21 protein-coding genes and 1 riboswitch are annotated in these 23,994 nt (G+C 69.1%); of the genes, 5 read left to right on the top strand and 16 right to left on the bottom strand.

From position 1 onward, the window contains the following. Position 1: 1 nt before the first annotated feature. From DKG75_RS13585 to DKG75_RS13615, 7 genes are all read right to left on the bottom strand, one after another. On the bottom strand, positions 2 to 565 hold the full coding sequence (locus DKG75_RS13585) for an SRPBCC family protein (RefSeq protein WP_243746570.1): 564 nt from the start codon (positions 563 to 565) through the stop codon (positions 2 to 4). Between the two features lie 66 nt (positions 566 to 631). After that, positions 632 to 1,450 carry an XdhC family protein gene (locus DKG75_RS13590; protein ID WP_109921659.1) on the bottom strand — a complete coding sequence of 273 codons (819 nt, stop codon included), beginning with the start codon at positions 1,448 to 1,450 and terminating at the stop codon, positions 632 to 634. A 14-nt stretch (positions 1,451 to 1,464) separates the two neighbouring features. After that, complete coding sequence (locus DKG75_RS13595) at positions 1,465 to 2,646, bottom strand: vWA domain-containing protein (RefSeq protein ID WP_109921660.1); 1,182 nt, start codon at positions 2,644 to 2,646, stop codon at positions 1,465 to 1,467. Position 2,647: 1 nt separating this feature from the next. Next, positions 2,648 to 3,526 carry an AAA family ATPase gene (locus DKG75_RS13600; protein WP_109921661.1) on the bottom strand — a complete coding sequence of 293 codons (879 nt, stop codon included), beginning with the start codon at positions 3,524 to 3,526 and terminating at the stop codon, positions 2,648 to 2,650. Then, complete coding sequence (locus tag DKG75_RS13605; RefSeq protein WP_109921662.1) at positions 3,526 to 5,946, bottom strand: aerobic carbon-monoxide dehydrogenase large subunit; 2,421 nt, start codon at positions 5,944 to 5,946, stop codon at positions 3,526 to 3,528. The genes DKG75_RS13600 and DKG75_RS13605 overlap by 1 nt, the downstream gene beginning before the upstream one ends. After that, positions 5,943 to 6,443, bottom strand: coding sequence for a (2Fe-2S)-binding protein (locus DKG75_RS13610; protein ID WP_109921663.1), 501 nt, complete (start codon positions 6,441 to 6,443; stop codon positions 5,943 to 5,945). The genes DKG75_RS13605 and DKG75_RS13610 overlap by 4 nt, the downstream gene beginning before the upstream one ends. Positions 6,444 to 6,470: 27 nt before the next feature. Then, positions 6,471 to 7,337, bottom strand: coding sequence for an FAD binding domain-containing protein (locus tag DKG75_RS13615; protein WP_109921664.1), 867 nt, complete (start codon positions 7,335 to 7,337; stop codon positions 6,471 to 6,473). A gap of 357 nt (positions 7,338 to 7,694) precedes the next feature. On the opposite strand from DKG75_RS13615, the gene DKG75_RS13620 reads away from it, so the two are divergent. Continuing rightward, entirely contained in the window at positions 7,695 to 8,390 is a 696-nt protein-coding gene (locus DKG75_RS13620) for a copper chaperone (RefSeq protein WP_109921665.1), read from the top strand. On the opposite strand, the gene DKG75_RS13625 is transcribed toward DKG75_RS13620, so the two are convergent. Further along, complete coding sequence (locus tag DKG75_RS13625) at positions 8,347 to 9,102, bottom strand: SDR family NAD(P)-dependent oxidoreductase (RefSeq protein WP_109921666.1); 756 nt, start codon at positions 9,100 to 9,102, stop codon at positions 8,347 to 8,349. The two genes, DKG75_RS13620 and DKG75_RS13625, sit on opposite strands and share 44 nt — an antisense overlap. 137 nt (positions 9,103 to 9,239) lie before the next feature. Here DKG75_RS13625 and DKG75_RS13630 point away from each other — a divergent pair, with 137 nt between their 5' ends. From DKG75_RS13630 to DKG75_RS13640, 3 genes are all read left to right on the top strand, one after another. Then, the gene (locus tag DKG75_RS13630; protein ID WP_109921667.1) at positions 9,240 to 10,130 is read left to right on the top strand and encodes an AraC family transcriptional regulator; all 891 of its coding nucleotides are present in this window, start codon (positions 9,240 to 9,242) and stop codon (positions 10,128 to 10,130) included. Between the two features lie 58 nt (positions 10,131 to 10,188). Next, positions 10,189 to 10,397, top strand: a riboswitch (cobalamin riboswitch). 37 nt (positions 10,398 to 10,434) lie between these two features. Continuing rightward, the gene (locus tag DKG75_RS13635) at positions 10,435 to 11,112 is read left to right on the top strand and encodes an energy-coupling factor ABC transporter permease (RefSeq protein ID WP_109921668.1); all 678 of its coding nucleotides are present in this window, start codon (positions 10,435 to 10,437) and stop codon (positions 11,110 to 11,112) included. 196 nt (positions 11,113 to 11,308) lie between these two features. Beyond that, positions 11,309 to 12,805, top strand: a complete 1,497-nt coding sequence (locus tag DKG75_RS13640) for a flavin-containing monooxygenase (RefSeq protein WP_109921669.1) — start codon at positions 11,309 to 11,311, stop codon at positions 12,803 to 12,805. Between the two features lie 7 nt (positions 12,806 to 12,812). Here the strand turns inward: DKG75_RS13640 and DKG75_RS13645 are convergent, their stop codons facing one another. The 3 genes from DKG75_RS13645 to DKG75_RS13655 form a co-directional block, all read right to left on the bottom strand. After that, positions 12,813 to 13,343: a dihydrofolate reductase family protein gene (locus DKG75_RS13645; RefSeq protein ID WP_109921670.1), complete on the bottom strand. Its 531-nt coding sequence runs from the start codon at positions 13,341 to 13,343 to the stop codon at positions 12,813 to 12,815. Between the two features lie 45 nt (positions 13,344 to 13,388). Continuing rightward, positions 13,389 to 14,162: a VOC family protein gene (locus DKG75_RS13650; protein ID WP_109921671.1), complete on the bottom strand. Its 774-nt coding sequence runs from the start codon at positions 14,160 to 14,162 to the stop codon at positions 13,389 to 13,391. A gap of 166 nt (positions 14,163 to 14,328) precedes the next feature. Then, positions 14,329 to 14,673, bottom strand: coding sequence for a hypothetical protein (locus DKG75_RS13655; RefSeq protein ID WP_109921672.1), 345 nt, complete (start codon positions 14,671 to 14,673; stop codon positions 14,329 to 14,331). 458 nt (positions 14,674 to 15,131) lie between these two features. Between DKG75_RS13655 and DKG75_RS13660 the strand changes: the two genes are divergently transcribed. After that, entirely contained in the window at positions 15,132 to 15,611 is a 480-nt protein-coding gene (locus DKG75_RS13660; protein ID WP_109921673.1) for a VOC family protein, read from the top strand. Here the strand turns inward: DKG75_RS13660 and DKG75_RS13665 are convergent. The 5 genes from DKG75_RS13665 to DKG75_RS13685 all read right to left on the bottom strand — a co-directional run bounded on the left by DKG75_RS13665 (position 15,599) and on the right by DKG75_RS13685 (position 23,845). Beyond that, positions 15,599 to 16,405, bottom strand: a complete 807-nt coding sequence (locus tag DKG75_RS13665; RefSeq protein WP_109921674.1) for a hypothetical protein — start codon at positions 16,403 to 16,405, stop codon at positions 15,599 to 15,601. The genes DKG75_RS13660 and DKG75_RS13665 overlap by 13 nt on opposite strands. After that, entirely contained in the window at positions 16,402 to 17,259 is an 858-nt protein-coding gene (locus tag DKG75_RS13670) for an alpha/beta fold hydrolase (RefSeq protein ID WP_109921675.1), read from the bottom strand. The genes DKG75_RS13665 and DKG75_RS13670 overlap by 4 nt, the downstream gene beginning before the upstream one ends. Positions 17,260 to 17,291: 32 nt before the next feature. Beyond that, entirely contained in the window at positions 17,292 to 19,358 is a 2,067-nt protein-coding gene (locus DKG75_RS13675) for a lytic transglycosylase domain-containing protein (RefSeq protein ID WP_109921676.1), read from the bottom strand. 129 nt (positions 19,359 to 19,487) lie between these two features. Further along, positions 19,488 to 22,640: an efflux RND transporter permease subunit gene (locus DKG75_RS13680; protein WP_109921677.1), complete on the bottom strand. Its 3,153-nt coding sequence runs from the start codon at positions 22,638 to 22,640 to the stop codon at positions 19,488 to 19,490. Next, a complete protein-coding gene (locus DKG75_RS13685) occupies positions 22,637 to 23,845 on the bottom strand; it encodes an efflux RND transporter periplasmic adaptor subunit (protein WP_208112128.1) in 1,209 nt (402 codons plus the stop codon). Before DKG75_RS13685 ends, DKG75_RS13680 begins: the two co-directional genes overlap by 4 nt. Between the last annotated feature and the right edge of the window lie 149 nt (positions 23,846 to 23,994).

Here is a 23,994-nt window from a genome sequence, read left to right on the forward strand (position 1 = left end):
GTCAGCCCGCGGGCCGGTCGGCGGCATCGCCGCCGCCGCCGAACAGGCGCCGGATCGCCCGCACCACCCGCTTGATCACGCGGATGACGATCCACTGCCGCGCCTCGCGCTCGGCCAGGATCTCGTTCGTCGGCGGGGCGACGATATCGCCCAGCTTCTGGAAGAAATCGTCCGCCAGCTTCTTCGCCGTCGCATCGATCAGGCGGGCGCCCAGCTGGGCCAGCTTGCCCGTAACCTCGGCATTCACATCATAGTTGAGCACGGTATAGCGCCCGTCCCGCGTCAGCCAGACCCGGGCCCCGCCCTTGGCCTGGCCCGACGAGCCGCCGTTGCCTTCGCCCTTGATGGTGTAACCGTTCGGGGGGTCGATGTCGGACAGTTTCACGGCGCCCTTGAAGCTGGCCTTCACCGGCCCGACCCGGAGCACGACCAGGGCTTCGAGGTCGGTCGGGCTGACGCGCGCGATCTGCTCGCAGCCCGGGATGCATTGCTTCAGGACGTCGACATCGTTCAAGGCGGTCCAGACGGCCTGCTGGGACGCGTTGATCCGTTGTGCACCGGTCATTTCCATGGTTCTGCTGCCTTGTCTCTGGGTTTTTTGGGTTTTCTGGGTTTCTGGGTTTCTGGGTCTTCAGGGCGCGGGGGAAGCAATGCCGCGGCGCCGCACCGCCACCGCCTCGGCCAGGATCGAGAGAGCGATCTCTTCGGGGGTGACGGCGCCGAGGTCGAAGCCGGCGGGGGCCTTGAGCGCGGCAAGGCGCGCGGCCGGCACGCCGGCGTCGAGCAGGTCGCCGCGCAGGCTCTCGGCCTTGCGGCGCGAGCCGACGAAGGCGATATAGGGCACGTCGAGGGCGACCGCGGCACTCAGCGCCGCGAAATCGTCGGCCCCTTGCGTCGCCACCACGACGTAGCGCAGCCCGTTCGCCGGCGGCGGCACGAAGCCGTCGATCAGGCGGTCGGCCAGGGACAATTGGCCGTGGGCCGCGGCGGGGGCTGCCGCCATCACGCGAAAGCCGAATTCCCCGGCCAGCGCGACCAGGACGCGGGCGACCGGCGAGGTGCCCATGACCAGCAGTTCGGGCCGCGGCAGCACGGGATCGACGAAAATATCCATGGTGCCTCGGCTCGGGCAATGGTTGTGGGCGTAACGCACGCCATCGCGCGTCTCGCCGTTCAGCAGGCCCTGCTCCTCCATCTGGTCGTCGGGCTGGACCGAAATCAGCCGGGGCTGGCCGTCGGCCAGGGAGTCCTGCGCCGCCTTCAGGGTGGCGCCGCGGGCGCAGCCGCCGCCGATCCAGCCCGCCGCCACCGTGCCGTCGGCCAGGATCACCGCCTTGGCCCCGGCCTTGGCGGCGGTGACCGAGACGGTGCGCACCACCGTCGCCAGGACGAAGGGCGTTTCCGCTTCCTGGAGGTCGTAGACCTTGGCGAAGAGATCGGGTTCGATCATCGTGCCGTCCCCCGCTAAAGCCGTGCCAGATAGGGTTCGAGGGCTTCGAGGCTCTCGAGGTCGTGGGCCGGCGCAAAAAGGTCGAGATGGGGCAGGGCGGCCCGCATGCCCGCGGCGACCGGGGCATAGTCGCGCCAGCCCATCATCGGGTTCAGCCAGGCGATGCGGCGGCAGCGGCGCCGGAGCGCCGCCATCTCGCGCCCGAGGCGCGGGGCTTCGCCGGTGTCGTAACCGTCCGAGACGATGATCACGGCGCTGCGCGAATTGAGGGCACGCGCCGCGTGCCAGCGGTTGAAGGTGGCCAGGCAGTCGCCGATCCGGGTGCCGCCGCCGACCCCTTCGGCGATCAGGCTCAGGCGGTCCAGGGCGCGCTGGGGCTCGCGATCTTGCAGCGCCTCGGTGATGTCGGCGAGGCGGGTGTGGAAGAGGAACGCCGCCGCCTGGCGGAAGCCGCTGAGCACGCCGTGGATGAAGCGGACGAAGACCGCGGTATAGGGGCCCATGGAACCCGAGGCGTCGAGCAGCACGACGAGCTTCAGGGGTTTCGGCCGGCGCCGGCGGCGGACGAGGTCGACCGGCACGCCGCCCCGGCCGACACTGCGGTGCAAGGTCCGGCGCAGGTCGATGCGCGGGCCGCCGCGGGCGATCTCCTGGCGCCGGGTCAGGCGGGCGCGCATGCGGGCGGCCAGGCGCGCGACCAGCGCCGCCAGCCGTTCCTGTTCGGCGGGATCGGCGACATGGCGGAAATCGGTCCGGCCCAGGCGCTCGCTCGCCGCGGCGCCGCCGCGCTCGTGGCGGCCGGGGGCGGCATCGTCGCCCTCGCCGGTGCCGTCGTCCGGCCGGCGCTCGCTGCGCAGGATCGGGCCGTCGCCGCCGTCCTCGCCGGCCTCTGCGGCGGCGAAGCTGCGCGAGCCCTGGCGTTGCGGCAGGGGCGGGGTGATGCGGACGCCGGCGCGCAGGTGGCGGCCCAGCCAATAGGCGTCGAACAGGTCGTCGAACAGCCGCCAGTCGGCCTGGCGCGAGGCGAAGAGGGCGCGCAGCCCGGCGCGCAGCACCAGGCGCCCGCGCAGCCCGGCGGCGGCGATCACGGCCAGGGCGTCGGCGCTTTCCCGCAGGCCGACGGCAAAGCCGTGCTCGCGCAGCGCCGCCGCGAAGCCGGCCATCCGCCGGCGCAGCAATTCCCCCGCCGCCGCCATCTCAGGCGACCTTATGGGCGAGGCGGTCGACCACCGCGGCATCGATGCCGGCGTGATCCTCCCGCGTCTTCAGAAGGGTGGACAGAAGATCGTGCAGCGCGCCCGCGTCCTGGCGGATCTCGGTGATGCCGACGCCGAGCAGGGCGGCGGCGAAATCCAGCGTCTCGGCGACGCCGGGCACCTTGCGCAGGTCTTCCTTGCGGATCTCGGCGACGAAGCGCGCGACCTGAAGCGCCAGCGCCGCATCGATGCCGGGCAGCCGCGTCTTCAGGATCGCCGCCTCGCGGTCGATATCGGGAAAATCGACATAATGGTAGAGGCAGCGCCGGCGCAGCGCATCCGACAATTCGCGGGTGCCGTTCGAGGTCAGCACCACCCGCGGCACGGCCCGGGCGGTGATCGTGCCCAGTTCCGGGATGGTGACCTGGAATTCGGCCAGCAGTTCCAGCAGGAACGCCTCGAATTCCTCGTCCGCCCTGTCGACCTCGTCGATCAGCAGGACGACCGGCCCCGGATCGCGGATCGCGGCCAGCAGCGGCCGTTCCAGCAGATAGGCCTCGGAAAAGATCGCGGTTTCGATCGCGTCCGGGTCGCCGCCCGCGGCTTCCCGCGCCTTGAGGGCCAGGATCTGGCGCTGGTAGTTCCACTCATAGAGGGCGGCGTTCTGGTCCAGCCCCTCGTAGCATTGCAGGCGGATGAGGCGGGCGTCATGGACCCGGGCCAGCGCGCCCGCAACCGCGGTCTTGCCGACCCCGGCTGCCCCTTCGAGCAGCAGGGGCCGGCCCAGCAGGTCCATGAGCCAGAGCGCCGTCGCCAGGTCGCGGTCGGCGACATAGGCCGCCGCCGCGAGGCGCTGCGCGATCGTGTCGCGTTCCGCCATCACTTGTGCAGGCCGAGGTTTTCGGCCGCCTGCCAGTTGCGCCAATAGTCGTGCGGCATGTCGATATGGGTGGCGCCGAGGAAGGCGAAGGCGTCGTTCACCGCATTCGAGAAGCAGGGCACGCCGCCGACATGCGGGCTTTCGCCCACGCCCTTGGCGCCGATCGGGTGATGCGGCGAAGGCGTGACGGTGTAGTCGGTCTCCCAATGCGGGGTCTCGACCGCGGTCGGCACGAAGAAGTCCATGAAGGACGCGCCGAGCACGTTGCCCGACTTGTCGTAACGGATCTCCTGGCCCATGGCGACGGCGAAGGCTTCGGTCAGGCCGCCGTGCACCTGGCCCTCGATGATCATCGGGTTGATGCGCGTGCCGCAGTCGTCGAGCGCGTAGAAGCGCCGGATCTTAAACTCGCCGGTGTCGACATTGATGTCCATGACGCAGAAATAGGCGCCGAAGGGATAGGTCAGGTTGGGCGGGTCGTAGTAGTTCACCGCTTCCAGCCCCGGCTCCAGGTTGGGAATGCCGGTGTTATAGGCGGCCCAGGCGATTTCCTTCATCGACTTCCGCTTCTCGGGCAGGCCTTTCACCGCGAAACCGTCGATGTCCCATTCGACGTCGTCGTGGTGAACCTCAAGGAGGTGGGCGGCGATCATCTGGGCCTTGGCCCGGACCTTGCGCGCCGCCACCGCGGTCGCCGCCCCCGCCGTCGGCGTCGAGCGCGAGCCGTAGGTGCCGAGACCATAGGGCGCGGTATCGGTATTGCCTTCCTCGATGGTGATGTCGTCGGCGGGGATGCCGAGTTCGGTCGCCAGGATCTGGGCGTAGGTGGTCTCGTGGCCCTGGCCCTGGCTCTTGGTGCCCATGCGCGCGATCACCGAGCCCGTGGGATGGATGCGGATCTCGCAGCTGTCGAACATGGCGATGCCCAGGATGTCGCAGTTCTTCGACGGTCCGGCGCCCACGATCTCGGTGAAGAAGGAGACGCCGATGCCCATGACCTCACGGGTTTCGCCGCGCTTGAAGGCTTCGCGCTTGGCCGCCTGCTCGGCGCGGAGGCCGCGGTAGTCGACCGCGGCGATCGCCTTTTCCATGGCGAGGTGATAGTCGCCCGAGTCGTATTCCCAGCCGAGCGCCGCCTTGTAGGGGAATTGCTCGCGGCGGATGAAGTTCTTCATCCGGAAATCGACCGAGTCCATGCCGAGCTTCTGGGCATGGACCTCGATCGCCCGCTCGATGGCATAGACCGCCTCGGTCACCCGGAACGAGCAGCGATAGGCGACGCCGCCCGACGCCTTGTTGGTATAGACGCCGTCGACCGCGAGATGGGCGACCGGGATGTCGTAGGAGCCGGTGCAGATGTTCATGAAGCCGGCCGGCCATTTGCTGGGATCGGCGCAGGCGTCGAAGGCGCCGTGGTCGGCCAGCACATGGCAGCGCATGCCCAGCAGCCTGCCGTCCTCGGTCGAGGCCAGTTCGGTGGTCATGTGGTAGTCGCGGGCGAACGAGGTGGTGGAGAGATTCTCCATCCGGTCCTCGACCCATTTCACCGGCTTGCCGAGCACGATCGAGGCGACGACGGCGCAGACATAGCCGGCATAGGCCCCGACCTTGTTACCGAAGCCGCCGCCGATGTCGGGGGCGATGACGTGGATCTTGTGTTCCGGCAGGCCGGAGATCAGCGAGACCACGGTGCGGATGACGTGGGGCGCCTGGAAGGTGCCGTAGAGCGTGAGTTCGCCCTTGATCTTGTCCATCGAGGCCAGCGCCTGGCAGGTCTCCAGCGGCGACGGATGGGTGCGGTGGTAGTAGAAGACTTCCTTGGTCGTCACCGGTGCGCTGGCGAAGACGGCGTCGGTCTCCGCCTTGTCGCCGATCTGCCAGTCGAAGATATGGTTGTAGTGCTTGCGCGGGCCGTGGGCGCCCTCGGTCTTGTCCTTGATGTCCTCGCGCAGCAGGGGGGCGTCCGGCGCCATCGACACCCAGGGGTCGACCAGGACCGGCAGTTCCTCGTATTCCGCCTCGATCAGTTCGACGGCGTCGGCGGCGATATAGCGGTCGTCGGCGACGATGAAGACGACTTCCTGGTTCTGGAACAGCACCTTCTCGTCGGCCAGCACGGCCTGCACGTCGCCGGCGAGCGTCGGCATGTAGTGCAGGTTCAGGGGCTTCAGGTCGGCCGCGGTCAGCACGGCGCGGACCCCGGGCAGGGCCTTGGCCTTCGAGATGTCGAGCTTCTTGATCCGCGCATGGGCGAAAGGCGAGCGGTAGAAATCGCCGAACAGCATGCCGGGCAGCTTGATGTCGTCGACGTAATTGCCCCGGCCCTGGGTGAAGCGGATGTCTTCGACGCGCTTCCGCTTGCAGCCCATGCCCTGGAGCTTTTCCTCCCGCTGTTCGCGGGTGACGGCCATGTCGTTCATTCTGCGGCCTCCGTGAAGGGCGTGCCGTTGATCTTGGCGGCAGCGTATTGGATGGCTTTCACGATGTTCTGGTAGCCGGTGCAGCGGCACAGGTTGCCGGCGATGCCGAAGCGGATCTCCGCCTCGGTCGGGGCCGGGTTTTCCTGCAGCAGGCGGTGGGCGCGCATGATCATGCCCGGCGTGCAGAAGCCGCATTGCAGCCCGTGCATCATGCGGAAGCCTTCCTGCAGGGCGTGCAGCGTGCCGTCCGCATTGGCCATGCCTTCGACGGTGGTCACGCTGCCGCCGTTGGCCTGGATGGCGAAGCGGGTGCAACTCTTCACCGAGCGGCCGTCGAGATCGACCGTGCAGGCCCCGCAGTGCGAGGTGTCGCAGCCGATATGCGCGCCGGTCAGGTTGAGCTGCTCGCGGATGAAATGGATCAGCAGGGTGCGCGGTTCGACGAGGCCTTCCACCTTGTCGCCGTTCACCGTCATCTGGACGTGAACCTTGGCCATGTTTCTTCCCCGTTGGTTCTCTCTAGGTCAGCCCTGGGCGCGGCCGGCGGCGCGGGCGAGCGCGCGGCGCACCATCACCCCGGCCATCTTGGTGCGATAGGCGGCGGGGCCGCGGCCGTCGGTCGCCGGATCGGTGATGGCTTCCGCCGCCGCGACCGCGCGGTCGATGCTGGCGGGATCGAGGGCGCCGCCGGTGACGGCCGCCGCCGCCGCCTCGGCCAGCAGGGGCGTTTCGCCGACATTGGTCAGGGTGATGGTGCAGCGGGCGATGCGCCCGCCCACCCGGGTCAGAAGCACGGCGGCGGCGGCGGTCGCATAGTCGCCGATCTTCCGCTTCAGCTTCTCGTAGGCATAGCCGTGGCCGGCGGGCGGCGGCGCGAAGGAGACCGCGGTCACCACCTCGCCCGGCTCCAGCGCGGTGAAATAGGCGCCGTGATAGAATTCGCGGGCCGCGATCTGGTGCTCGCCCTCGGGGCCGGCGACGTGATAGCGGGCGTCGAGCGCCATCATCAGGGCCGGCATGTCGTTGCCCGGATCGCCGTTGGCGACATTGCCGCCGATGGTGCCGTAATAGCGCACCTGGGGATCGGCGATCAGCAGCGCCGCCTCGCGCAGGATCGGCACCTGGCGGGTCAGCAGGTCGCTGCCGATGACTTCGTGCTGGGTGGTCATGGCGCCGATGACGATGCGGTCGCCCGCCTGGCGGATACCCTTCAGGTCGGCGATGCCGCCGAGGTCGATCAGGTGTTCCGGGACCGCCATGCGCAGCTTCATCATGGGGATGAGGCTGTGGCCCCCGGCGAGCGGACGGGCGTCGTCGCCGAGATCGGCCAGAAGTTTGACCGCATCGGCGATGGATGCCGGCCGGTGATAGTTGAAGGGGCCTGGGATCATCGTTGCACCGCCTCCCCGCGGCGTCGGGACGTCGTTGCGCTTTGGTTGCGCCTTGGGTCCCACGGTCGGTTGCGGTGCGGTGCAGCATCAACGCCGGATTCACCGGTGCGGTTTTCGGGGCCCGGACGGCGCTTGTCGTGAATGAACGGCGGTGCGGCTGCACGAAATGCGGCTTTGCCGGGGGCCGGCGCCGCCCGGCCCTTTTGCGCTGCCGCAAGGGCTTGCGGCGGTGCGTTTACGCCGGTTGGCGCCGCTCGTGCCCGACAGGCGCCGTTCGTGCACGGGGCCTTGGCCGGCCCTCGGGCCCGACGCCAAGACTGGGGCGACTTAAGACCTGAACCGGGGTGAGACGCCGCGATGGATCCGACGCGCGAAGAGTGTGCGGTTCAAAAGGGCCGGCCGGTGCTGCTGCTGTCCGGCCTCAGCCTGGCGGGCTGGACCTTGCTGGTCTTCGGCGAGCGCGGGCTGTTCCTGCCCGGGCTGTGCGGCCCGGGGGCCGGCGTCCTGCTGGACTGGGATTGGCAGCGCCTCGAATGGCTGCTGCTGCTGAACCCGCCGGGGGGGCTTGCCCTGTCGTGGAGCGTGATGCTGCTGGCGATGATGCCGCTGCTGCTGGCCGTGCCGCTGGGGCGGCCGGCAGCGGGGCCCGGCGACGTGGTGCCCTTCGTCGCCGGCTATCTCGCGGTCTGGCTGCCGGCGGGGGTGCCCCTGACCGTGGCGGCCCTCGCCCTCCATGCCGCGGCCGGGACCTGGGCCGTGGTGCCCGCGCTGGTCCTGGCCCTTTGCTGGCAGGGGACGCCGGCCCGGCGCGCCTGCCTCGAACGGTGCCGCTGCCGGCCGGGGGCGGGCGCCGGGGCGCTGCGCCTGGGGCTTGCGACCGGCGCCGCTTGCCTCGGCACCTGCTGGGCCCTGATGCTGGCGGCCATGGTGGCGGGGCCGTTCCATCTCCCCGCCATGGCCCTGTTCACCCTGGTCCTGACCGTCGAGCGGCTGGGGCCGGGGCCGGGGCTCAGAGTCCCTGGCCGCCGGAAACCTCGATCCGCTGGGCATTGACCCAGCGGTTGTCCTCGCCGAGCAGGGCGGCGATCATCGGGCCGATGTCGTCGGGCAGGCCGACCCGGCCGAGGGCGGTCATTTCGGCGAAGATCCGGTTGATCTCCGGATTGTCGCGCACCGCGCCGCCGCCGAAATCGGTCTCGATCGCGCCGGGGGCGACGGCGTTCACGGCGATGCCGCGCCCGCCCAGTTCCTTCGCCATATAGCGGGTCAGGACCTCGACCGCGCCCTTGGCCGCGGCATAGACGGCATAGCCGGCCAGCGAGACCCGGGTCAGGCCCGACGACAGGTTGACGATGCGCCCGCCATCGGCCAGCAGGGGCAGCAGGGCCTGGGTGAGAAAGAACACGCCCTTGAAATGGACGTTCACCAGACGGTCGAACTGCGCCTCGGTGGTGGTGCCGATCGGGGTCAGGTCGCCGTGGCCGGCATTGTTCACCAGATGGTCGAAAGTCTCGCGGCCCCAGGTCTCGCGCAGGCCTGCGCGCAGCCGGTCGGCGAAGCCCGGAAAGCCGGCGATATCGCCGGCATCGAGCGGGAAGGCCAGGGCCTTGCGGCCGAGGGCGGCGATTTCCGCGACCACCACCGCCGCCGCCTCGGCATTGTTCTGATAGGTGACGATGACGTCGCCCCCGCGCCGGGCGATATGCAGCGCGGTATTGCGGCCGAGGCCGCGGCTGGCGCCGGTAACGAGGCTGATCTTGGTCATGGCGTCGGTCTCCTCTGTCGCGTGACGGGATCACTATCGGCGGGCGGCGGTGCGCGCGGTTGCCGGAAGCTCGACAAGATTTGCCTGATCCTGCCAGGGGGGATGCGGGCGCGCGGGCGATGGCATAGGCTTCGACCATGACCACGCTGCTCGATACCGTCCGCCGCTATGCCGATGCCCATGCCGATGCCTCGGGCCTTGCCGCGACCCCCATTCCCGGTCTCGGCCTCGTCCGCGCCACGGCGCCCAGCGGGTTGCTGCATGCGATCTCGCGGCCTTTGGTGTGCATGGTCGTCCAGGGCGGCAAGCAGGTCACCATGGGGGCGGAGAGTTTCGCCTTCGCCGCCGGGGACAGCCTGCTGATCACCGCCGATGTCCCGACGGTCAGCCAGATCACCCGGGCCAGCCCGGTCGCGCCCTATTACTCCCTGGTCCTTGCGCTCGATCCCGCCCTGATCGTCGATCTCGCGACCGAGATGGGGGCCGCCCGGGTCGCCGATGCCGCCCCGGTCCGGGTCGAGCCGACCGATGCGGAAGTGGCGGATGCGGCGCTGCGCCTGATGAAACTCTTGGACCGGCCGGCGTCCCTGCCCGTGCTTCAGGGGCAGTTGCTGCGCGAAATGCATTATTGGCTGCTGGCCGGGCGCCACGGCACGGCGATCCGCCGGCTCGGCTGGGCGGACGGGCACCAGCAGCGGGTGGCGCGGGCGGTCGCCGTGCTGCGCGCCGATTTCGCCCGGCGCCTGCCGGTCGAACATCTGGCCGAGGTGGCGGGCATGAGCCCGTCCTCGTTCCACCGGCATTTCCGTGCCGTCACCTCGCTGTCGCCGCTGCAATTCCAGAAGCAGTTGCGCCTGATCGAGGCCCGCCGCCTGATGCAGGCGGAAGGGCAGAGCGCCGGCAGCGCCGCCTTTGCCGTCGGCTATGAAAGCGTGCAGCAATTCACCCGCGAATACGGCCGCCTGTTCGGCCTGCCGCCGGTGCGCGACGCCGAGATCGCCCGCCGCAAGGCGACCGCCGCCGCCTGAACCGCCGTCTTCCTCGCTTGACAGGCGGGCCGGCTTGGCCCCTGCTGTCCGCGCTTGTGGTTTCCGGCCGGCGGGTGGCCCCCGCCGACCGGATGAAAAGGGAATGGGGAAGGGCCCTTAGGCCCCAGCCCCGACCGCCCCCGCGACTGTGAGCGGCGAGCGTCCTTCCATCATGCCACTGGCCTTGCCGGGAAACCGGCCGGGCTGGGAAGGCGGAAGGCGCAGCGACCCGCGAGTCAGGAGACCTGCCACCGGCAAGATATCAACCTCGCGCCGTCGGGTGAGACGGCAAAGGAGATTGGACATGCATATCGAACCCGGCCTCGTCGAGGGCGGAAAGATCTGGCTGAGCTATGCGACCGCGGCGGGTGCCGGCGGTTACACGCTGAAGCTGGCCTATGACGCCGCCCGCGAGCGCGGCTTCGTCTCCCTCGGCCTGCGTGCCGTCGCGGCGACCGCCCTCGTCTTCTCGTTCTTCGAGCTATTGCCGCATTACCCGGTGGGCGTTTCCGAGGTGCACCTGATCCTCGGTTCCACCCTGTTCCTGATCCTGGGCGCGGCTCCGGCGGCGCTCGGCTTGGCCGCCGGGCTCCTGATCCAGGGGCTGTTCTTCGCGCCCTTCGACCTGCCGCAATACGGCATGAACGTCACCACCCTGCTGGTGCCGCTCTTCGCCCTCGGCGCCCTGGCGCGCAAGGTGATCGCGCCCGAGACGCCCTATGTCGAATTGCGCTACACGCAGGCTCTGGCGCTGTCGACCGCCTATCAGGCCGGGATCGTCGCCTGGGTCGCCTTCTGGGCCCTCTACGGCCAGGGCTTCGGGGCGGAGAACCTGACCGCGGTCGCCAGTTTCGGCGGCGCCTATCTTCTCGTCATCGCGATCGAGCCGCTGGCCGATCTCCTGGTCCTGGCCGGGGCCAAGGCGCTTCACGGCCTCAGGGGCCGGGGCATCGTCGAACGCCGCCTCTACGAAGCCGCCTGACCGCCCGGAACGGGCCGGGGGCCATCGGGGGCGCCCCCGGCCCCGTTCCAAACCTTTCTCATCCGACAAAATTCTATTTCAACTGACAAAATTGTGCGTATAGTGGCGCCGTGCCCGGCCCGATGGCCGAGGCCGTCGCGACATAACGGCGGATCGCGCCTTTAAGGCAAACCGCAGGGCCAGGATGGGGAAGAGAATGCCGACCGAGCATCTGGACGTGCTGATCGTGGGCGCCGGCCTGTCCGGCATCGGGGCGGCCTATCACCTCCAGGCCCATTGCCCGGGCAAGAGTTTCGCCCTGCTCGAAAGCCGCGAGCGCCTGGGCGGGACCTGGGACCTGTTCCGCTACCCCGGCATCCGCTCGGACAGCGACATGTATACGCTCGGCTATTCCTTCAAGCCCTGGACCGATGCCAAGGCGATCGCCGACGGCCCGTCGATCCTCCGCTACATGACCGGCGTCGCCAAGGACAACCATATCGCCGAGCGCATCCGCTACGGCCTCAAGGTCAAGGCCGCCTCGTGGTCGACCAAGGATGCCGCCTGGACCGTCGAGGCCGAACGCACCGCGACCGGCGAGACCGTGCGCCTGACCTGCAACTTCCTCTACAGTTGCAGCGGCTATTATAATTACGAAGCGGGCTTCACCCCGGATTTCCCGGGGCGGGACGCCTTCAAGGGCACCTTCATCCACCCGCAGCACTGGCCGGAAGGCCTCGACTATGCGGGCAAGAAGGTGGTGGTCATTGGCTCGGGCGCGACCGCGGTGACGCTGGTGCCGGAAATGGCCAAGACGGCGGGCCATGTCACCATGCTCCAGCGCTCGCCGACCTATGTCATCACCCGCCCGGGCGAGGACAAGCTGGCGAACAACCTGCGCAAATGGCTGCCGGCCCAGCTTGCCTATGGCATCACCCGGTGGAAGAACGTCGGCCTCGGCATGATGTTCTTCCAGCTCTCGCGCAGCCGGCCGGAAAAGGTGAAGCAGAAGATCATCGACCTGATCAGGCGTCAGGTCGGGCCGAATTTCGACGTCGAGAAGCATTTCACCCCGACCTACAAGCCCTGGGACCAGCGCGTCTGCCTGGTGCCGGACGGCGACCTGTTCAAGGCGCTGCGCAAGGGTTCGGCCTCGGTCGTCACCGACCATATCGAGACCTTCACCGAAACCGGCATCCGGCTGAAGTCGGGGCAGGAGATCGAGGCGGATATCATCGTCTCCGCCACCGGGCTGAAACTGCTGTTCATGGGCGGCATGAGCCTCAGCGTCGACGGCAAGGCGATCGACAACAGCGCGCTCTACAATTATCGCGGCATGATGTATTCGGACCTGCCCAACCTGGTCACGGCCTTCGGCTATACCAATGCCTCCTGGACCTTGAAGGCGGACCTGACCGCGGAGCGGGTCTGCCGCCTGCTGAACCACATGGACCGCCACGGCTTCCGCTATTGCGTGCCGCGCCTGAACGACCCGACGGTGACGGCGGAACCCTTCATCGATTTCTCGTCGGGCTATGTCCAGCGGGCGCTGCAGGATTTCCCGCGCCAGGGTTCCAAGCGGCCGTGGAAACTCTACCAGAATTATGCGCTCGACATCCTGTCGCTGCGCTACGGCAAGCTCGACGACGGCACGCTGGAATTCGGCGGCAAGCCGGCCGGCGCCACCCTGGGCGCCGTGCCGAAACAGGCCTGAGCCGCGATCAGGCCGGGACGTAGGTCAGCTTGACCGCGTCCGGGCCGATCAGGTCGCTGGCGACGAGGCGGAGCCGCGGCAGGGGGCCTGCGAAGAACGGCTTGCCCCGGCCCAGCACGACGGGGTGGAGATAGAGCCAGTATTCGTCGACCAGGCCAAGCCCGGCCAGGCTCTGCGCCAGCGCCGGCCCGCCGACCTCGATCTCCCCGGGAAGCCGGGCCTTCAGCCCGCGGATCGCCGCCTCGACATCATCCGCGATCAGGGTGGCATTGGGCCCGACCGCGGTCAGCGAGCGCGACACGACCCATTTCGGCTGGCACCGCCATGCCGCCGCGAAGTCGCGCAGGTCCGGTGTCCATTCGGGATGGTCTTCGTCCCAATAGCGCATGATCTCGTACAGGCGGCGACCGTATATGCTGCCGGTCAGGCCGCGCGCCTGCTCGATGAAGTGGCGGAACAGCACGGGGTCGGGCGCAAAGGCGTCGTGGTCGACATAGCCGTCCAGGGACAGGTTCATTCCGAAGACGAGCTTCGCCATGCCGTGAGGTCTCCCTTCCCCGGGGTCCGGCTGTATCGGGCCGCGTTACGCGCGCGGGCCGACCAGCGAGAAGAAGGCGCCCTGCGGATCGACGGCCTGGATGATCCAGACGCCGCCGGGCACTTCCATCGGCTGCTGCACGACGGTGCCGCCGTTCGCCGTCACCCGGGCCAGGGCGGCATCGATATCGTCGACCGCGATGTAGAAATTCCAGAACGGGTGGGGAATTTCCGGCGTCCTGGTCATGATGCCGCCGACCGCCTCGCCCGGGCGGGTGCGGAACAGCTGGTAGGTGCCCATGGGGCCCATGTCCATGCCCTCCGCCTTGCTCCAGCCGAAGACCTGTTCGTAGAAGGGGAAGATGGTCGGCTCGTCGCCGGCGAAAAGCTCGTGCCAGCCGATGCGGCCGGGGGCGATGTCCACCCCCGGCGCCTCGCCCGGTTCCGACCAGGCGATGATGCCGAAGGGGGCGCCCTGCGCGTCGGCGACGATGGCGAAGCGCCCGACTTCCGGGATATCGGCCGGCTCGCGCAGCACCTTGCCGCCGGCCGCCGCGATCGCCGCCGCCGTCTCGTCCGTATTCCCGGCCCCGACATAGACGGTCCAGCCCGGCCGCATGCCCGCGGCGCCATCCTCGTCCGGGATGGCCATGGCGCCGGCGACCATGGCCGCGCCCGCCGACAGCACGCGATAATCGACGCCGCCCGCACCGGCGGCGGCAACGGTCCAGCCCGTCACCGCGCGATAGAAGGCGAGGGCGCCCTCCAGATTGTCGGTCATCAGTTCGTACCAGACGAATTGCCCGTGAATCCCGGCCATGATGGCGTCTCCCTGTCGTTGCCGTCGTCGGAACGACGGAGGAGAACAGCCTAAGCCGACAGGAGAAAGACCGGACGATGAAATTTTTCCGCATCCCCGCCGGCGGCGGAAGGGGAGCCCGACCCTGCCCGGCTCCCCTTCCCCCTGTGCTCGCATCGAAGGCCGGTCAGGGGCCGCCGTCCCGGGCTTTCACCGCCGCGGCGGCCCGCCGGGCCAGGGTCGCGCCCTCCATCCCGGTGATCGCCGAGAGGATGCGTTGCCGGTCGGCGTCGGCCCCGTCGCCGCAGCCCTTGATATAGACGTAATGCAGCACGCCGTTCGAGCCGAGCGCATAGGCGGTCGGCGCAATGCGCAGCATTACCCCTTGGGAGACGGCGGTCTCCAGGTCCTTCAGTCGAGAGCGATGTAGCTCGGCCTCGCATTGATGGCGGAACAGAAAGCTGCCTTCCGTCCGGAAGTCGGCAATCTGGCCGCTGGCCGAGAGGATGATCGAATAGAGCAAGACATTCACGGTCTTGCCGGTCCTATCCGATCGCCTCCATCAGGACGGTCCGTATCGTATTCTGGTCAGCAATTGCATGGTTCGATTCCCCGTTCAGCCCTGCGACAGGCATGACACCAGCGGGGGATCCGCTGGTGTCGGGAGGGTCGCAGCGCGCACGAGGCAGACGCCCTGCCTATTCCCCATGACGGCAAACGCGGGCGTTCACCGCCTGGCCGAAGCCGGGTGTTGTATTTGGCAGGCCACCCGACATGGGGGCTGCCTCGTGGAAAAGGTGCTGCGACACACCATCACGCATTATGCATGAAAGCCCGGGAAAGCAAATCAATCTTCAATAAGGCATTGAAATTAAATGATTTTCTGATTCGGGCAGGAAGGTGCTGCCGCCGCCGATGAATTTTCACGGGCCCTTGTCGGCGGGGGCGGTATCGGTGCGTCCTCGGGGTATCGGCAACGGGAGCTTGGCCATGTCCATCCGCCAGAAGATCACCCCCTACCTTTGGTTCGACAGCAATGCGGCCGCGGCGGTCGACCTCTATGTCTCGGTCTTTGCCCGATCCCGGGTCGTCGGCACGGTCCGCTATGCGGAGGGCGGGATGATGCCGGCCGGCCTGCCCATGGCGATCGAGTTCGAGCTGGAGGGGCAGCGTTTCGTCGCCCTGAACGGCGGGCCGCATTTCCAGCTGAACGAGGCGGTATCCTTCTTCGTCGAATGCGCCGATCAGGCAGAGATCGACCGCCTGTGGGCGGTGCTCGGCGACGGCGGCCAGTATCAGCAATGCGGCTGGCTGCGCGACCGTTTCGGCCTCGCCTGGCAGATCAACTGCGGCCTCGTCGCCGATTTCATGGCCGACCGGGACGAGGCCCGGCGCGCCCGCGTGCTGCAGGCGATGATGGCCATGGTGAAGATCGATATCGCCGTGCTGAAGGCGGCCTACGACGGCTGAAGTCCGGCCAGGATGGCCTTGGCCGCGTCCCGGGCAGCTTCGCGGTCGGTGCCGATCGGCAGGCGGTAGAGCAGCCAGAGGAAGAATTTCTCTTCCGCCGTCAGATGGGTGACCGGGTCCAGCGCTTCGGGCAGCGGCTCGCCGCCGGCATATTCGCCAAGCCCGCCGAAGCCGATCGCCCGCAAGGTCGCCAGGGCGAAGCAGCGCCCGCGCACCGGTTCCGGCGCGCTTTCCAGCTGGCGGATGGTCATATTGGCCAGGTGGCGCGGCTTGAACAGATTGGCCGATGCGGCGAAGGCGCCGCAGGCGGCGTTCGGCAGCGTGTCCGGGTCGGCCACCGTATAGAACGGCAGGCGCAGGGCAGGGCCGTTGGGCGGCGGTTCCGGCTTCAGCCGCGCCACCGTCTCATGGGCGAAAAAGGCGGCAGCGTCGTAATCCGGGTCCCGCAGCTGGGGCTGGGGGCGCAGCCCGGTCAGGCGCCGGATCTCGTCCAGGATCGGCGGCTCGTCGGACCCCAGCTCGTTCCAATAGGCATAGTCGAGGGGGGTGCCGTCCGGGATGCGCGCCAGCCGGTCGGTCGCGATCGGCATGATCATGGCGTTGTAATAGGGCGGCCCGCCCAGCACGGCGTCGAGGAAACGATCGACGATATCGGGCTGGCGGGCGAAGGCCGCCGCCTCGGCCGGCGGGGCGATGCCGGTCGCGGCCACGGGCGGCGGGGGCGGCGGAATATCGGCGCCCGCCGCACCCGGCACGGCAAGGGCGAGCAGGACGCCGGCGAGCGCCGCCCTCATCCGTCGACCCGCGCCAGCAGGGCGTCGATCGCGGCCAGGGCGGCCGGCTCGTCCAGGAAGGGGGCATGGCCGCGGCCCGGCACCTCGACGGCGACGAGGTCGGGCTTCGCCGCCTTCATCCGCTCGACCGTCGAAGATGCCAGAAGGTCGGACAGGACGCCGCGCAGCACCAGGGTCGGCACGGCGCCGAGGCCGGCGAAGATCGGCCACATGTCGACCGGGGGACCGCCGGCGCGCATGGCATCGCCGATCTTCGGATCGTAGTTCGGGCGCAAGCCCCCGTCCGGCTTTTCGGTGAAGACGGCGCGGGCGAATCTGGCCCAGGTGGCGTCGTCCACATCGGGGAACTGGCTGAGGTTGACCGTGCGGATCTGGGCGACGGCCTCGTCCCAGGTCGCGGGATCGGCCTGAAGCCCGGCATAGGAGGCGATGCGGGCAAGGCCGGCGGGGTCGAGTTCCGGGCCGATGTCGTTCAGCACGGCACCGGCGACCAGGGACGGCGCCGCCAGCGCGATCAACTGGGTGACGATGCCGCCGAGCGAGGTGCCGACGAAGAAGGCCCGCCCGATGCCGAGCCCGGCCAGCAGGCCGATGGTGTCGCCGGCATAGGTCGGCGGCACGTAGTTCATGAACTCGGGGTCATAGGCGGACAGCCCGCGGCCGCGGAAATCCGGCGAGATCACCCGCCGCCCGGCGGCGGAAAGATGCAGCGCCAGGGTCTCGAAATCGGCCGAATTCCGGGTCAGGCCGGGCAGGCAGACGACCGGCAGGCGGCCGTCCGCGGTGCCGTAGTCGCGGTAATAGAGGTCGAGGCCGTTGCCGGATGTGTAACGCTTGCCGACATAGGCGGCCATGGCCTTCTCCCCCGTTTGTCGTTGTCGCGGGCTCAGCCCGAAGTGGCGCGGTAGGCCTGGTCGACCACCGGCGAGGTGCGGCTGCCCGAGCCGCGCAGCAGGTCGCGGGCGATGCCGAGGGGCACCGCCTTGCCGGCGGCAAGGCGCAGGCGGTAGACCTGGGTGTTTTCCAGCACGCGCTGCACGTAGTTGCGGGTTTCCTCGAAGGGGATGCGCTCGATCCAGTCGACCACGTCGACGTCGGACGAGCGGGGATCGCCGTAACGCCCGATCCAGGTGTCGATGCGCCCGCCGCCGGCATTATAGGCGCCGATCACCATGGCGTAGGAGCCGCCGAAATCGTTCAGCAATTCGTCGAGATGGGCGACGCCCAGGGTCATGTTGTATTGCGGATCGGTGGTCAGCTTGCCCGGCTCGAACTTCAGGCCCAGGCTCTTCGCCACCAGCTTGGCGGTGCCCGGCATCAGCTGCATCAGGCCGCGCGCCCCCGCGGGGCTGACCGCATCGCTGCGGAATTCGCTTTCCTGGCGGGTCAGGGCCAGGGACAGGGCCTTTTCCGTCAATTCCCCGTTCGGCATGTTCAGCAGCGGATAGCCGCGATTGCCGAGGAAGGTGCCGACGAAGCTCGCTTCCTTGGCGGCGATCACGCCGGCATAGGCGCCGCCGGCGGCACCCGCCATCTCGGCGATATGGGCGCGGCCGCCCGGGCTCGCGGTCGCTTCCATCGCCGCCTTCAGGAAGGGGCGGATCCGGCCCTTCTCGTCGATCTCCAGCAGCATGCGGATGGCGCGGTATAATTCGCCCCGTTCGACCGCGGATTGTTCGCCGGCGCTGGGGCGCGGGTCGGCGGGCAGGGCGCGGGCGCTGGCCTCGCCCAGCTCGAAGGCGGCGAGCTGGCCGTAGAAGGTCTGGGAATGGACCGCGGCCTTGGCGTACCAGGCACGGGCGGCCTCGCGCTGGCCGAGGGCGGCGGCGGCGCGCCCGCCCCAGTAATTGGCCCGCGCGGTCGAGATCGGCGACTGCACCTTGCCGGCCATGGCGGTGAAATGGCGTAGCGCCGCTTCCGGCTGGCGCAGGAAGCGCAGCGCGACCCAGCCGGCGGTGAATTCGGCATCGAAATAATCGACGCCGTCGCTCAGGTCATGGGCCCGGGCCACGCGATAGGCATCGGCGTAGCGCCCGGCATTGAGCAGCCGGTGAGTGGCATAGCGCAGATGCGGCCACCAGCGGCCGGGGTTCTGCGCCGCCACCCCTTCGGGCAGGCGGGAAATCAGCTCGACCGCCTGATCGTCCTGGTCGAGGGAGCGGAGATAGCGCACCCGGGCATAGAGCAGCCCCGGGTCCTGGGCCCGGGCGGCCGGCACCGCGGCGAGGTCGCGGCCGGCCGAACTCGCCTTCATGATGAAGGCGATGGCGGCGGTGGCCGAGGCGCGATAGTCGGACGGCACCAGCGACAGCATGCGCCTCGCCTCGGTCACATCCTCGTCCATCAGCAGGCGCTGCAGGCGGGCGATATGGTCCGCCTGGGTGAACATGGACTGGAAGCGGGCCAGGATGTCGTTCTCGACCGCGGTGGTCATATCCGCCTCGATCCAGCCCTGGCGCAGCATCAGAAGGCCGCGGGCGCGGTCGGCGGTGGCCATCAGGGCCGCACCGTAGCGGATCTTGCCGAGGCCGCTGGCGGGCGGGAATTTCGTGAACCAGGCAAGCAGGCGGGTGGCCGATTCCTGGCCCGTCAGCGCAGCCTCGGCCCGGGCCAGGGTGGTCGAGCGGCGCGGCCAGTCCGGGTTGCGCTCGACGAATTGGGCGATGGTCTCGAAGGAGGCGGCGGCGGATTGCGCCTGGATGCGCTGCCAGTCGATGACCTTGGCCAAGGTCCGGTCGCGGGCGGCCAGCGCGATCGCGGCGGCGCCGTCCCAGTCGCCCTTGCTGCCGGCGGCGAAGGCGCGGAGATAGATCTGGCGGTCGGCGGCCGTCAGCAGGGCGGGAAAGCGCGATGCCGCCGTCTGCGCCGCCGCCGGGGCGGGCACGGCCAGGGGGACGATGCCCCCGAGCCCGAGCACCAGGGCGAAAGCTGCAACGCCGGAGATCAGACGCATTCCACCACCCCCCGATCAGGTCCCGCGGGCCCGGCGAATCATCGCCGGCCCTGCGGAATCAGTCTAGCGGCGGCGGCCGGCGGACGCCACCCATGGCGGGCCGCCCGCCCGGCTCGAATGCGTCCCGCCTCAATGTGCCGCGGGCGGTGCCGCCGGGGCCGGCCGGGTTCCCCGCGCCCGGCCGATCAGGCCGCGGATGACGGTATAGAAGACCGGCGTGAACAGCAGGCCGAACAGCGTCACCCCCAGCATGCCGAAGACGACCGCGGTGCCCAGCGCCTGGCGCATCTCCGCCCCCGCCCCGGTGGCGATGGCCAGGGGCACGACGCCGAGGGTGAAGGCGAAGGACGTCATCAGGATCGGCCGCAGGCGCAGCCGGCAGGCTTCCAGCACGGCCCGGAAGCGGTCGCGCCCCTGGTCTTCCAGCTGGCGGGCGAATTCGACGATCAGGATCGCATTCTTCGAGGCGAGGCCGACGAGGACGACGAAGCCGATCTGCACCAGGATATTATTGTCGATCTGGCGCAGCATGATGCCGCCCAGCGCCGACAGCAGGCACATGGGCACGATCAGGATGATCGCCAGCGGCAGGGCCCAGCTTTCGTATTGTGCGGCAAGGGCCAGGAAGACGAAGAGCACGGCGAGCGGGAAGACGATGAAGGCGACATTGCCCGCGGCGCGTTCCTGATAGGACAATTCGGTCCATTCGAAGGAAATCCCCTGCGGCAGGGTTTCCGCCGCCAGCCGTTCCAGCGCCGCCATGGCCTGGCCCGAACTGACCCCGGGCAGCAGCGAGCCGGTGACCGGCGCCGCCGCATATTGGTTGTAGCGGATGAAGAGATCCGGCCCCGCGATCTCGCGGAAGGTGGCGACCGAGCCGAGCGGCACCATCGCCCCGTCGTTGGAGCGCGCCCGCATGTGGGCGATGTCGTTGCGGTCGATGCGGAAGGGCGCATCGGCCTGCACGGTCACCCGGTAGGAACGGCCGAACAGGGTGAGGTCGTTGATGTAGCTCGAGCCGAGCAGGGTGGACACGGTGCTGAAGATCGCCTCGGGCGAGACGTTCAGGATCTGCGCCCTGACCCGGTCGATGTCGACATAGAGCTGGGGCGTGCCGACAGCGAGCGGGGTATAGACCGAGGTCAGGCCCGGGACCTGGTTGGCCTTCTGCACGAAATCGTCCGCCGCCGCCTTCAGGGCGGCGAGGCCGAGGCCGCCCCGGTCCTGGACCTGCATCGAGAAGCCGCCGGCATTGCCGATGCCCTGCACCGGCGGCGGCGGAATCACCAGGGCGAAGCCTTCTTGGAGCGCGAACAGGCGCTGGCGGAGGCTGGCGGCGACCGCGTCCACGGTCTGGCCCAGGGCGGCGCGCTTGCCCGCGTCGTCCAGGATGATGAACAGGGTGCCGGCATTGGTCGCCGAGGTGAAGGTGGCGCCGGAGAAGCCGGCGATCTGCACCGTATGGGCGACGCCCGGAACCTCGCGGGCGATCTCGCCGGCCCGGCGCACCACGTCGTCGCTGCGCGCCAGCGAACTGCCGGGCGGCAGCTGGATGACGCCGATCAGGAAGCCGCGGTCCTGCATCGGGATGAAGCCGGTCGGCTGGCGGGTGAAGCCGAAGACCGTAAGCCCGATCAGCCCGGCATAGACGAGCAGCACCAGGGCGCTGCGCCGCGTCAGCCCGCCGACCAGCCGGCCATAGCGATCCGACGTCCAGTCGAAGCCGCGGTTGAACAGGCCGAAGGCGCGGGCCAGCGGGCCTTTCCGCCCCGCCTGCTTCGGCCGCAGCAGCAAAGCGGCCAGCGCCGGGCTGAGGGTCAGGGAATTGAAGGCGGAAATCGCGGTCGCGACGGCCACGGTGATCGCGAACTGCTTGTAGAAGACGCCGGAAATCCCGGGGATGAAGGCGGTCGGCAGGAACACCGCGATCAGCACCACCGCGATCGCGACCAGGGCGCCCGAAACCTCGGTCATGGTCTGGCGTGCCGCGTCCCTGGGGCTCAGGCCCTCGGCGATATGGTGTTCGACCGCCTCGACCACGACGATGGCATCGTCGACCACGATGCCGATGGCGAGCACGAGGCCGAACATGGACAGGGTGTTCAGCGAGAAGCCGAAGCCCGCCATGATCGCGAAGGTGCCGACCAGGGCGACCGGGATCGCCACGATCGGGATGATGGTCGCGCGCCAGCTTTGCAGGAAGACGAAGACGACGAGGACGACCAGCGCCACCGCCTCGAACAGGGTCTTCACCACTTCCTTCAGCGATTGCTCGACGAAGTCGGTGGGATTGTAGACGATCCGGTATTCGAGGCCATCGGGGAAGCCGGCCGCCAGTTCCTGCATCTTCGCCTTCAGGGCGGCGGCGGTGGCGACGGCGTTCGAGCCCGGGCGCTGGAACACGCCGATCGCCTGGGCCGGCAGGCCGTCGAGATAGGAATTGGTATTGTAGTCGCGCGCCGCCAGTTCCACCCGGCCGACGTCGCGGATACGCAGGAAACGGCCGTCGCCCGTCGCCTTGACGATGATGTCGGCGAATTCCTCGGGCGATTGCAGGCGGCCTTGCAGGCGGACCTGGATCTCGAAGGGGGTCGGGTTGTCGATCGGCTGCTGGCCCAGGCGGCCGCCCGCGACCTCGTTGTTCTGGACCGCGATGGCGTTGTTCACCTCGGTGACCGAGACGTTGAAGGCCGCCATCTTCTCGGGGTCGAGCCAGATGCGCATGGCATAGTCCCGCGCGCCGAAGGCGATGATGCTGCCGACACCGTCGATCCGGGCCAGCACGTCGCGGATCTGAAGGGTGACGTAGTTCGAGATGTAGATACTGTCGAAGCGCCCGTCCGGCGACAGGAGATGGATCAGGAGAAGAAGGTCGGGCGAGGATTTCGCCGTGGTCACGCCGGAGCGGCGGACGGTTTCCGGCAGCAGGGGTTCGGCGATCGCGACCCGGTTCTGCACCAGCACCTGGGCGGTATCGAGATTGGTGCCGGGGGCGAAGGTCACGGTCAGCTGCATGCGCCCGTCGGACGAGGCATAGGAGCGCATGTAGAGCATGCCCTCGATGCCGTTCACCTGTTCCTCGATCGGGGCCGCCACCGTGGTGGCGATGGTTTCCGGGTTGGCGCCCGGGTAATTCGCCGTCACCACCACGGTGGGCGGGGCGATTTCGGGATATTGCGCCACCGGCAGGCGGAAATAGGCGATGCCGCCCACCAGCATGACGACGATCGACAGCACGGCCGCGAAGATCGGCCGGTCGATGAAGAAATGGGGAATTCTCACTTGCCGGCCTCCGGCTTGGCGGCGGCGGGGGGCGGCACGTCGCTGACGATGCTGCCGTCCTCGGCCAGATGGGCGGGCAGGGGGGTGACGGGGACATTGGGCCGCACCCGCATGATGCCGTTGACGATGACCTGATCCGTCTCCTTCAGGCCGCCGCCGCGGACGACGCGCAGGCTGCCGACCACGGCGCCCAGGTCGACGATCTGCGGCCGCGGCACGTTGTTCTCGCCCACGACCCAGACGAAGCGCCGGGTCTGGTCGGTGCCGATCGCGGTCTCGGGTACCAGCAGGGTCGGCTTCGGCTCGCTGGCGGGCACGCGGATGCGGCCGAACATGCCGGGCGTCAGCAGCCGGTCCGGATTGGCCAGGACGGCGCGGACCCGGATGGTCCCGGTCGCATTGTCCAGCTGGTTGTCGACGAAATCGATGGCGCCGGCATGAGGGAAGCCGATCTCGTCCGACAGGCCGATGCGCACCGGCAGGCCGGCGTTCTGCGGGTCCGGCCGCTCGCCCGACTGAGCCTGGCGCTGGTAGCGGATGAAGACCTGCTCGTCGCCGTCGAAATAGAACTGGATCGGATCGACCGAGACGATGGTGGTGAGCACCGAGCCCGCCGCATCGCCCGACACCAGATTGCCGACGGTGACATTGGTGCGGCTGATGCGCCCGGCGATCGGCGCCTCGATGCGGGTGAAGGCGAGGTTCAGCTCGGCCTGGCGCAGGCTGGCCTTGGCGGCGGCGACGCTCGCCTCGGCCCCGCGCCGGGCCTGGAGGCGTTCGTCCAGCACCTGCTGCGAGGCATTGCCCGACTGGCGCAACTGGCTGTAGCGGGCGACTTCGCGCACCGCAAGGTCGAGGGCCGCCTCGGCGGCATCGACATCGGCGCGGGCCCGTTCGACCACCGCCTCGAAGGGCCGGGGGTCGATGACATAGAGCAGCTGGCCCTTGGAGACTTCCTGGCCGTCCTTGAAATGGATCGAGTCGAGATAGCCGCTGACCCGCGCCCTGACCTCGACCGAGGAGACGGGGGCGAAGCGGCCGGTGAAATCGTCCCATTCGGCGATCTGGCGCAGCAGGGGCTTTGCCACCGTCACCGGCATGGGCGGGGGCGCCGCCGGCGGCGCCGCGCCGCCGTCGCAGGCGGCAAGGCCGAGAACGGCGGCAACAGCCAGGGCCAGGCGCCGGCCAGGGAAGGGAAGGGCCACGGTCAAGCTCCGCTTGGTTTTGTTTTGAAACGTCTACGTGCGGGCAGTCTTGGCGCCGCCCCATGGCAGACAGGATTGGGTGCGCTTTGATCTGCGTCAATCGTACGCGGGTATAATGCCGCTCATATGTGCGGTGCAGCAAACGCACG

The organism is Zavarzinia compransoris (genome assembly GCF_003173055.1).
Lineage (GTDB): Bacteria > Pseudomonadota > Alphaproteobacteria > Zavarziniales > Zavarziniaceae > Zavarzinia > Zavarzinia compransoris.